At 45.5% G+C, this 11,116-nt stretch carries 12 protein-coding genes; all 12 read right to left on the reverse strand.

Features of this window, described 5'->3' with window-relative positions; all coding sequences use genetic code 11:
* Positions 1–1,297 (reverse strand): hypothetical protein (locus ENI34_00855; protein HEC77675.1); only part of this gene is annotated, 1,297 nt, incomplete at its 3' end.
* A gap of 49 nt (positions 1,298–1,346) precedes the next feature.
* Positions 1,347–2,228 carry a 4Fe-4S binding protein gene (locus ENI34_00860; GenBank protein HEC77676.1) on the reverse strand — a complete coding sequence of 294 codons (882 nt, stop codon included), beginning with the start codon at positions 2,226–2,228 and terminating at the stop codon, positions 1,347–1,349.
* The gene (locus ENI34_00865) at positions 2,198–2,413 is read right to left on the reverse strand and encodes a hypothetical protein (GenBank protein HEC77677.1); all 216 of its coding nucleotides are present in this window, start codon (positions 2,411–2,413) and stop codon (positions 2,198–2,200) included. Before ENI34_00865 ends, ENI34_00860 begins: the two co-directional genes overlap by 31 nt.
* A gap of 71 nt (positions 2,414–2,484) precedes the next feature.
* Positions 2,485–4,011 (reverse strand): hypothetical protein, encoded by a 1,527-nt coding sequence (locus tag ENI34_00870; protein HEC77678.1) that lies wholly within the window; start codon positions 4,009–4,011, stop codon positions 2,485–2,487.
* Entirely contained in the window at positions 3,995–4,510 is a 516-nt protein-coding gene (locus ENI34_00875) for a TlpA family protein disulfide reductase (protein ID HEC77679.1), read from the reverse strand. Before ENI34_00875 ends, ENI34_00870 begins: the two co-directional genes overlap by 17 nt.
* Before the next feature lies 1 nt (position 4,511).
* Positions 4,512–5,075: a hypothetical protein gene (locus tag ENI34_00880; GenBank protein ID HEC77680.1), complete on the reverse strand. Its 564-nt coding sequence runs from the start codon at positions 5,073–5,075 to the stop codon at positions 4,512–4,514.
* Between the two features lie 292 nt (positions 5,076–5,367).
* Positions 5,368–6,657 (reverse strand): T9SS type A sorting domain-containing protein, encoded by a 1,290-nt coding sequence (locus ENI34_00885; GenBank protein ID HEC77681.1) that lies wholly within the window; start codon positions 6,655–6,657, stop codon positions 5,368–5,370.
* A gap of 90 nt (positions 6,658–6,747) precedes the next feature.
* Positions 6,748–7,314 (reverse strand): hypothetical protein, encoded by a 567-nt coding sequence (locus ENI34_00890; GenBank protein HEC77682.1) that lies wholly within the window; start codon positions 7,312–7,314, stop codon positions 6,748–6,750.
* A 59-nt stretch (positions 7,315–7,373) separates the two neighbouring features.
* Positions 7,374–8,708: a T9SS type A sorting domain-containing protein gene (locus ENI34_00895; protein HEC77683.1), complete on the reverse strand. Its 1,335-nt coding sequence runs from the start codon at positions 8,706–8,708 to the stop codon at positions 7,374–7,376.
* A gap of 12 nt (positions 8,709–8,720) precedes the next feature.
* Complete coding sequence (locus ENI34_00900; protein ID HEC77684.1) at positions 8,721–9,293, reverse strand: hypothetical protein; 573 nt, start codon at positions 9,291–9,293, stop codon at positions 8,721–8,723.
* A 42-nt stretch (positions 9,294–9,335) separates the two neighbouring features.
* Entirely contained in the window at positions 9,336–10,193 is an 858-nt protein-coding gene (locus ENI34_00905) for a hypothetical protein (protein ID HEC77685.1), read from the reverse strand.
* A gap of 147 nt (positions 10,194–10,340) precedes the next feature.
* A complete protein-coding gene (locus ENI34_00910; protein HEC77686.1) occupies positions 10,341–11,096 on the reverse strand; it encodes a T9SS type A sorting domain-containing protein in 756 nt (251 codons plus the stop codon).
* Positions 11,097–11,116: the final 20 nt, after the last annotated feature.

Here is an 11,116-nt window from a genome sequence, read left to right on the forward strand (position 1 = left end):
CATCTTCAATGGAAATGATCGGAATTTCTTCGACCGCCTTCTTGTACAACTCAAGAAGTTGATCCCGCGACGCCACGACTTTCTCTTCACCCCGCCAGAAATAGTAATTGCCGATGCTCTCTTCTTCTTTAAACTCCTTTCTATAGGCGTTACTCAATTCACTCAACGCAGGATCGAATGCAATCACCACATCTTCACCGGGGACATAACCGATATCCTTAATCGCCTGGACCGCCATACGCCACATTCTCTGCTCCGGGATTATGTCTTTAGACTCTTTTGTAATATAAGGAGCCAATCCCCCTTCCAGACCGATGCCCATAACTCTTGCACCTTCTGCCTTTTCAATTATCTGCTTCAACCTCGTCTGAAGCTCGATGGTGATCATCTGCGCTTCTTCATAATCCTGGGCACACAGCGGTACAAACATCATCTCCTGCATACTTATATTACTTTCCGGATACTCCTTCTCGGTATGTCTGCCGCCCATCCCGCAATTTCTGAATTGCCAGGGTGCACAGAGAATATCGCCGCCGGGAATGGTAATCTCCTGCATCCTCTCTTTTCGCAACTTTTCCTTTATCTTGCCGGCTCGGTTGATCCACTGCTTTTCCGAACTCCGGATCTTCTGAGCGCGTTTCTGCGCAATCTTCTCCTGCTTCATAAACTCCTTCAACTTTCCCGGATCTGCCAGCAGAAAATCGAGTAAGCCGACCGCGCCGATACCCAGGCACAATCGGCCGACATAAATAATCAAATCAAGATGCCGGGTGAGACCGAAGATGAGCAGAACCAGTGCTGCAGGCAGCATTATCAAAGCCAGTCGCCCGCTGATCTGGGGCCCGGCTGCAGCAACACTGAGATTGAACGGTGCTTCAGGGTAATAGGTCAAGCCTTCTTTTTTAACACCACGGAATCTACCATAAGGGATTTTAAAGAACATTTTCACATACCACAAGAACCGCCCAGGGAAGTTCTTCGCGGCGTTTTTCTTCGCCTCAGGCAGTAGATTTTCTTTTAAGGCATTCAATTTTACGGCACGCAGGTAGTGACCCATCTCATGAATTGCAATACCGGTGTGAAAACCAACCAGCCAGAAGAACGCCGAAATTACAGTTTCGTAGCTTGTAAATACGAATTTCAGGACATCCGGGCCGTAAAGTTCTGACGGGATATTCAACAATGAAGAAATAAATGCGGCGTGGAAGGAAACCAGGATATGATTTGCAATGACATGGCCGGAATGCAACAAGGTATAACCGGCTTTTCTAAAAACCATCGGCTGTTTTGTTATCATATCTCCTATATCTATAACCAGCCTTCAAAAAATAAACTTCAGCGTCTCCCTATGCGGTTTCTGTTTTTGTAATCTTTATTTCCGGTTTATAAAAGTTCATACTGACCGCGATATTCGGACATTTAAAGACACATTCCAGACAACGGATGCATTCTTTTTGATTGGGGTTGTCATAAACATTTATATCCATAGGGCATATTTTCACACAGACACCGCAGTTGGGGTGTTTACATTTCTCCTTTTCGATCGTCAGATGAACCAGAGAGAATCTATTGAAGACGGAATAGATCGCTCCGACAGGGCATAATACACGGCAGAAGAACCGCTTGACCGGAATACTGAGTGCGATAACAATCACAAAGATCGCAATCTTCGTCCAGAAGAGCCAGCCGACAAGCGCCCGAATATCACCGGTTTTGTCAACGAGTACCAGCGGAATACCCGCCTCCAGAATACCGGCAGGACACAATTTACAGAACCACGGCTCTCCACTGATCCAGGCGATGATCCCGGCGATGATAATCAAAACCGCATATTTTATATATGTCATCCACTTGGGAAGTCGGAACTTCAGGGTTCTTATTTTATAAAGCAGATCCTGAAGCATCCCAAAGGGACAGAGCCAGCCGCAGACCATTCTTCCGACAAGCATTCCCACGGCGCCGAAGAATCCCATAATATAAAAAGGGAAAAGTTGAAGGTTGAAAAAGTGCTGCAGGGCACCGATAGGGCAGGAATAGAGGGAAAGGGGACAGCCCCAGCAGTTGAGAATAGGCACACATACTGATTTCAACGGCCCCTGATAGATATTACCGGTCCATAATGCCGGCACATGCCCCAGTGTTATTATTGAGGCTATAATCTGACCGATGCGGTGCGGTGCTATACGTCGTTTCTTCTTCATTGTTGCAACCCCATGCATGACAGGCACATCACCGAACCCACACTTTCGGTTTCAGTGAAGTCACCGAGAATACCGCCGTAGATTATACTCGCCAGAAAAATCACCGTGAAAAAGATAATAACATAGTGGATGAGCCTCTCTAAATCTTTTTCGATCCGTTCAATCGCGAAGAACAACGATTGAATGTTCTTATCGTCGTCTTTCTGTTTCAATTTCACCTCCTACTCTTAAGCCCGACCGTCTTAACAAGCAAGTCCATCAACAAAGACTGATATTATCTTGTCTAAAAAATACTGGTAAGAACCATCTTAACCCCCCTGAATGGTTCTTCAAACCTGCATACACCACCGGAACAGACCAAACCGCCTTTTTCAGCACCGACCCGCAGCCTCAAATTGTGGCGGCGGGATAGATCCAGACTCAACTCAAGCATGGGCCAGGAGGTCTCTTCACCCAGTTTGGGGATAAGCCAACCGGGTACACGATTGCGTCGCTCGTAACGTATCGACAGAACAAACATCTCCGGTTTTCCGAGTGAAAAAGAAAGGGCGTGGTCGTAATAATCACTGGTATCACTCGATACCAGATTATGCTCGTATCCTGCTTCGATGAAGAAGATGCCGAAATCATAGGTGAAATCAAGATACGGTTTGGTCTCGGTCTTCTTTTGAATGGGAAGTTCGATTCCCTGTTTTATCACCCTCTCCACAGCGAGGGTTATTTCCATATCAAAGTTCGGATGAGTAATTAATTTCGCCGTCTGTTCAAGCACACCATCCATATTACTGTTAAGGGTGATTATCTCTTCGATGCTTCCTAAAGAGGCATCATGCGTGGACACTTTGTTGTTATCGACCTCGAGTGAGAAGAAATCGATCGGAGAGGTGACAAGTGAAACTCCATAACCAACTTCATCAATGCCGCGGTTGACTGAAATGCCGGATTTTATCGGCGTGGGCGGTTCATTATATCGATAACCGGCTCCGCCGAATCCGATGTCATCATAATCAACATACTGGCAGGAGAGTCCGAAACCGGGAAGCGCCAGTCCGGTAGTAAAGATGATACCTTCACCTTTTAATCGTCCGCCGACCACTGGTTCAGTACCCCAGTGACGGGCATACTCGAAATAGTTTTCCCAGGGACCGATCTTCAGGTTGATGTCACCGCCGAACAACTCAGTGAACGCCTTGGGTGTAAGATCGGAAACACGGTTAATCCTGACGTAACGGCCGCCTATGGTCGTTACAATATTTACCTTTGTCTTGAATATAGGCCAGAGTTTTGTTTCGAAATTCGCACCTCGAATCTGGTCCGTCGTGTCATTCTTGACTGAATAGGCGAGTTCCTCAAAAAAGATATTACGCGGGGTGCCGGTCAAGAGTGTCAGCTGACTGCTCAGGAATTTAATATCGGCTTTCAAACCGTAAAGAGAATTGTCATTATTAAAGTCTTCATCAAGAAATTGATTCAAGCAGAGTCCTCTTCCGAATGTCGTATAGTATCTGCCGTAGAGAATACTCACCGGGTCTTTTTTGTATTGTGCAGTATAATCAATATACTGCATCTCACCGGGTACCGCGACCGACGGATCCCATAAGAAGAATACACCTTTAAGGGTTATATCCTTGTAATTCACTGATAATTTCAACTTCTCAGTGAAGTGCTCTTTGTAATTGAGGCTGTCGAGCCGATCATCCACAAAGACCCAGTATTCGGCATGATTTGCACCGGTGATCCTGACGTTGACGGCGAAACAGAAGGAAAGTGTCAGAAGGAGAAGACAGAAGACACTATTCTTCAGAATCATTTCCTTCACCTTTTTCAAAGAGTTCACGCATTGTTTTAATTATGATTTCTTCGTCGCCGGGTTTATATCCCTGATGAGTGAAAACTATCTTTTTATTCTGGTCGATGATAAAACTGGTGGGCATCGCCTGCACCTGGTAGAGTTCACGCATTATATTGTCGGGATCGAGAACGACCACATATTTCCATTTGTGGCTCAAAGCAAAGGGCTTGACCTTGGGCACCGCTCTTTTTTTGTCCTGACTGATTGCGAGCAGATTTATCCCGAGTGAATCGAACTCATCATAATAAGGCTTGAGGGCGTCGAGCTCTTTGATACACATCTTACACCATAACGCCCAGAAACTCATAAAGACCGGCCCCTTTGCAAGCAGAGAATCAAGACAGACGGTGTTTCCGTCGACATCTTCCAGGGTAAAATCAGGTGCATCAGCTAATTCCGTTTCCTCAGCAAGTAAAAATAATAAAGGTAATAACAAAAGAAAGGCGAATTTTCTCATTTTATTCCTCCATAAAACCAGTAATTTGAGCCTGCATAACCTCTTTTGTATCCAGATCCTGAATAAAGACCACTGTCTTCAAGTTATGGGGTGGTATACTGTGACTAAAAGTTATTGTGGTATCAAGTGTATCCGGATACACAAGAGTTACAGGAAACTGATACAGGGCTCTGCATACGTGCATAAACTCGGTGTATGCACCGGGCAGGCTGTCTTCAAGAACCGCGATAAACCCGACAACATTGCCTTCGGGGATGGTATCCGCTGTAATGATCCGAAGATCAAATGTACCGGTCGAAGGAGAGGCATATGCACTATCTACATAGATATTAAAATACGGTGGTTGGGTACGCGCAGCCTCGATATTTTCCGTGAAGACACTGTCATAATTGGATGGATTCTGTTCCCATGCCACGTAAGTACCGTTGAAAATCACAAACGGAGTGGCAAGACCTGTATCATAGAAATCCTCCCGCTCTCGGGCCTCAGTACTCTGATATGTTTGACCGACATGATAGGAAATCACAGCCAAGGTATCCCCATAATCTGATAAAGAATCAATCAATGCCCGCTCCGCGAGCGCACAGAACCCTCAATAATCCTCTGTAAACAACTCAGCCAGAACCACACGATCAGTCGGTTCGGGGAATTGAACAAGGGGGGCTTCGGAACAGACACAGATAAAGAAAAGACCTCCGACAATACCGAGATTAATGATATTTTTTTTCATAGCTGATTATAATCGTAATTGTTGATTTGTCAAGCAAAATTGACACTTTTTGCTGTTTTCTTAAAGTAAATGGGACAGGAGGCGTTTAAAAACCCCTCCTGTCCCATCACCTGATTTCTGTCTCTTATCACTCCACAACCACTATCTTTTGACTCACCTGATAATCATCGGTTTCAAGAATGACAAAGTACACGCCTTTTGCTGGAGATCTGCCGGAATCGTCGCTTATATCCCAAATGACCCTTGCATCCCGGGTCAAGTTGTCAAACTTCTTTATTAAACGTCCTGAAATATCATAAATTTTGATCTGAATTCTGTCTGTGCTGAAGGGAATCGAATAATCGATGGCGACGTATTCTCTTGTGATGCTGGGGAATACATCTATTTCTATCCTGTTGACCCGAGAACTATATTCACGGACACCTGTCTGCCCCGGCGGAATAGTAGTATAACGCAGTGCAAATTGATCGGTGATCGGTTCGGCATATACATGATAGGTGTTGTTATAAAAATATTGAATGCCAAGATCCTCGGCTGCATTCTCGATACCGACGGTATTATCGAGCTGTTGCTGCTCGACAAGATACTGAACATAAATCTCCCCGTCATTGGTCGGCGTCGGATAATAGTCTTCGTCACAGAGGATAATCTCAAATGTTTCCGGAGAACCGGAAGGAAAGTGTTCAACCTGAAAGTACTCGATAATGAAACGATGTGTCGTCTCGTCATAATAGTAGTAAATATCACTCGGCGCACCTTCATTACCCGGATCAAGATCGTCCCAGATGCCGGCGACCATCGCCTGAGGGCCGTCACTGTTCGGGATGGCGGAATTCGTCCAGTCCACCTCTGTCTGATCCCCCATTGCAATCCATCCGTTGGAACAGATTGTTATCTGATCATAGTCGACACTGTAGTATTTAAAGGTAAACGGTAGAGATACAGTTACGGACTGATTATCATCGAGATCAAGGGAAGTTCCCGAATAAGTGGTCTGGGTGGAATCGATCGCTATCCATTCGAATACCGGTGATTGCGGATGGGGCCCACCAGAGTAATAGACATAATAATAACCGCTGTCCGTCGGTACAGGTTGTCCGACAAGAAGGCTGAAATCGAATGTCTCTGAATAACCGCTGCCGGTCACCTCCAGACTGAAATCGACCAGGGTGCCGTGTGGTGTTGACGGGTCAGCGGTGAGAACATAAGGATCAGCGGTATTCTCCTTTGTGCTGTCCATCTGTAATGTACCGAAGTATCCGGAATTATCCGTTATCGAGATATAGGGATTGTTACAATTGAGTGTGGTGGACATATCCGCCAGATCAGCACCTCCGATGTTCCAAAACGTCGCTGTCAGATCCACGGTCTCTCCGGGATCTATCCTTCCGTTGTTATTACCGCCGTTGTCATACACAGTCTCGTCCAGCAGAACAAGATAAGGATCATTACCAGTGTAGCCAATAAATATATCATCGGCAAAGACCTTTGCCCTATAAAAGTTCGATCAGCAATTATAAGCGGTGTCTATAAGTGTCACAGTGACCTTAGCTACTTCGGCGGGATCGACACCGGAAAGATTCTGCAATTCCTGTTCAATATTAAATGTATAGGTATGCCAGTTTGTATCCGAAGCAACGATAATGTGTGAAGTGGATGAATTGTACCACGGAGTTCCACCTGTGTAACGGCAGATCCTGGTTACACCAAGAAGAACATCATTTGTGTCGCGGTAATACAAAGCACAGGCGGCACCGCACCAGTTGCTGCCGTTTCCTGATTCATAGGCATAGAGTTTCAGTTTAATACTGAAATCGAGATTTGTTATCGGTAAATCAACAATCTGATACAGCTTATCATAACCAGTACCGAGACCACCTGTTCCCTGTCTGTAGACACAAACTTCATAATCAGAATCAGGATCATATGTCGTACTTCTTGCGATATAACCGTATGAACTGGGTGAATACTCGGTCCAGCCCACTGCAAGTGAGTCTTCAAAGTCTCCGTTCACCACAAAATTTGAACCGAAACATACACCCAGTATCAAGGTCAGTATTATACCACCTTTCATTCAACTCCTTTCTTTATTATATCTGCCTGCTGTTGAATTACTATTCTATCAACGTTATATTACCTTAGTAATATAACCTTTTCGACCAAACGGAAATCCGCCGACCTTAGGTGAACAAAGTAAACACCGTTCGGCAGATCTTTTCCTTCATCGTCACGGCCGTACCAGGAAACCGTGGTTGACAAGTCTCTTTCGAGATTGAATTCCCTCACCAACCTGCCCGAGGCGTCGTAGATATTCAGACGGACTTCACGACCTGTGGTGGGAATTTGATAATGTATTACGGCTCTGTCTCTGCAGGGGTTCGGCATGCAGATCAACTTCACACTTGGAATACTATTCTCGGCCTGTTCTTCAACCCCGATAAGATGGATTCCGAAGAAATGCATAATTGAATCGAGAAGCGCTGCCCTTGTGGAAACGCCCGAACCGTCAACAAGACCGCCGAGTTCAAAAGAAGTACCTACTGTCTGATAGGTCGCCACATCATTGGCGACACCACAATCATAGGCGTTGTCACTATCGCGGAAAATCAAGAAACCGGTACCGGTCGGTGAAATGTGATCCATCCAGCTGTTCTCTCCGCTGTAAGAAAAATTCATACCTTCTGTAAAGGTGTTGGTCTGTCCGACAACAGGCCCCATATCAGAAGAGCCGTCAGCCGTTGCATTGATTCCAAAAAGAGGACCGAAATCATAACCACCCTGGTAAAGCGGATCATAGTACCAGACATCACCGCCTTCAAGATACATCCTGCCGTTCTGATTTTGCAGAAAATCAACGAGTGCAGTCGCTTCCGCACTTGAAGAACCGATGACATAATTATTCGGATATATCCCCGCACAAACAAAGACCGCATAGTAATTTTCAAGCTCACCATTGGTGGGCAGAGATATATCATAGTTACCGGTGTATCCAAGTGAAGAAAGAATTGAATGTATCGCCTCACCGGGTGCAGGTGTAGGATCGGGATTCCATACGAAGTAGTGGATTCGTCCGACAACGAGGGAAAAATCGAGTGTATCGACAAAACTTCCGTCCACGGTGATCAACTTAAAAGCAACATTATATCCTTCAGGCGTGGAGGCACTGGCAGAAAGGGTATAAGGATCTGAAGTATTTTCCTTGGTGCTGTCGACGGCGATATAACCGAAATAACCGGAATTGTCCAAGATCGTAATATAGGGATCCGAACATACAATGGTAGTCGAGAGATTGCTGAAATCAACGCCTCCTACATTCTTAAGTACCGCAGTCAAATCTATGGTTTCACCGGGGTCCAGCCGGCCATTGTTATTACCGGCAGAATCATCGACATTGGTATTTATTAAAACGACATACGGCTCTGTACCGGTATAATTAAGAATAACATCATCGGCGAAGACCTTCGCCAATTCCCGCGCCCCTCAGCACGTGTGGTCGGTTTTGGCATAAAGGCTCACCTTTATCTTCTTTATATCCGCAGGATTAACCCCGGGGAGATTTGTCAATTCATCGTTGATATTAAAAGAATAGTTGTGCCAATTAGTATCTGGAGAGATAATCAAGTGGCAGGTTGAAGAATTGGACCAGTTAAAAGGATCGGTAAACCTGCATATCTTTGTTTCACCAAGCGATGTGCCGGAACCGTCGATATAAGTGATGATCACCGCGGCACCGGCACAGCAGAGTGTATCGGCGTTGTTATCCCATGCAAACAACTTGGCATTGACCGAAAATTCAAGGTCGGTCGTCGGTATGGCAACCTCCTGATACAGAACAGCAACACCACCGCCGGACAATGAATCAACACGCGCCGATGCTTCATAATCAGCGTCCGGATCATAGTTCGTCGCTCGATCCACATAACAGTATGAACCTCCGGCGGCCTGGTGCCAGCCGGTCGTCAACGGCTCTTCAAAATCACCATTGGTGATGAGAACACTGGCATAGACACTGCCTACCAGTATAATGATTGCTGCACTTAAATATCTTACCATAAAAACCTCCCTTAATAAACATATTGATTGTTTTTATTGTTGTCACCTCCTTTCTGAATGTTTTTTCTTTAATTTCTTGAGAATGCTATAATTCTCCGCCCGTTTCCATAGATACTCAAAAAGCATGAGTGCAGCCTGAGCAAGACCAGGATGCTCAATGACGAGCATGGTCAGGGGATAGAGCGAGGGGAGTGAATTGTCAAGCGCCATCAAGACATATCGTGAGTCAAAGATATACATCTTGATCGGAAGGCGTGGAACAACACGTGCCTTTTCACCGACACTGATGCAGCGTTTGATATGCTCGATTATCTCATCCACTTCGTTCTCCCCCGGATATTCGTAAAGTACTCTGACCACAACTCCTCTCTTGATGATTTCAAACTCCACATCTTCCTGTTCATCCAATTTATCCACTTTTTGACGATGGGCATAGGGTGGTTTGACAAACCCCACGAATTCCTTCTTTGTGTTCTTGACGAGATTTATGTACCTTTCGTGGATCGAAGGTAGATCCTTGATCACTTCCACATAATCGGTTATCTCCAGGTGACTTGTCGCTTCTTTGTATATCGGTGTAATGATACGTTCAATATCCTGCGCCAGTGCCCTTTTCTCCTCAAGCTGTTTTTCATACTGGTTAAGAAGACGGGTGAGTGCCCGCCTTGGTTCCACCGCCTGATAGCGCCGTTTACTGCCCATCTTTTTTTCAATACACATCCCGCGTAAAACCATTTTCTGCGCCACCTCATACACTTTGGTACGCGGCACTTTGGCGATCTCCTGGATCTGACGAGCACTGAGATCACGGCGCACAACCAGAGCACGATAGATCTTTGCCTCGGTTTCAGAAACACCCAGAGCGATCATCTTCTCTAAATATTCACGCATATTTCTCATAGAAATCTTTCAGTAGAACCCCTTTTAATCTTCAACAACTGTTGCACAATACTCCATCTGTCACAGGTTACCCCTGCCGACAGTAACATTTTCCGAAAATAATCATAATTTACAGATTGTCAAGGATTAATTTCTGTTTGAACTCCCTTATTTCAGGACAACGACCTTAAGGACCTTCTCATTATCGGTTGTGTATATTTTCACAAAATACACACCCTGGGCACATGATTTCAGATCAAACGATACCTTACCCATTCCTTTGAGTCTGCCGTAATCCTTCTCAATAATCAAACGACCTGCAGCATCATAGATCTTAACCTGCAGTCTGCTTTCACCGGGCAATGTATAGTGAAGTGTGTAAGGTGTATTCTTCGATACCACGGGATATATTCTGACGTCAAAATTATCCGTTTTGGTATCAACCGGTCTTTCCTGAACGCCGGGCCAGTTCCAGTAGCGGTTGTAGGCGGTATCCGCATTAGCCTGTAAATCCGCTAAATTGTCACCACCAACAATCGCAAACGCCGCCACCGCCGAACCACCAGGCGCCAACGTAAACGGACCCGCTGAATTACACGTCGACCAATCATACGCACGATTCGACGAAGGATTCTGAATCGTACCATCCATAAACTTTATCTGAATACTGTCCGGTAATCCACTGTTCGGATACACATATAAATCATGATCAATCAACGCCAAATTCGCCGCCGGCGTCGAACGCGGCGGATCCAGTATCGCCACCCCGACATACGGCGTCGTCTCATACATCCACGTCAAATTACGCGCCGCCTCTGATGAACCCTGATTGTTCGAATAATTGCCAATATCCCAATCCACAAAAATCGCCGCATATAAATCACTCAACGTCGACGAACCCTCGTTGATCATCGAAAACTTCATAATCACAAAATCATTCGCCG

It is taken from the genome of candidate division WOR-3 bacterium, from assembly GCA_011052815.1.
Taxonomy (GTDB): Bacteria; Hydrothermota; Tepidihabitantia; order SM23-42; family SM23-42; genus DRIG01.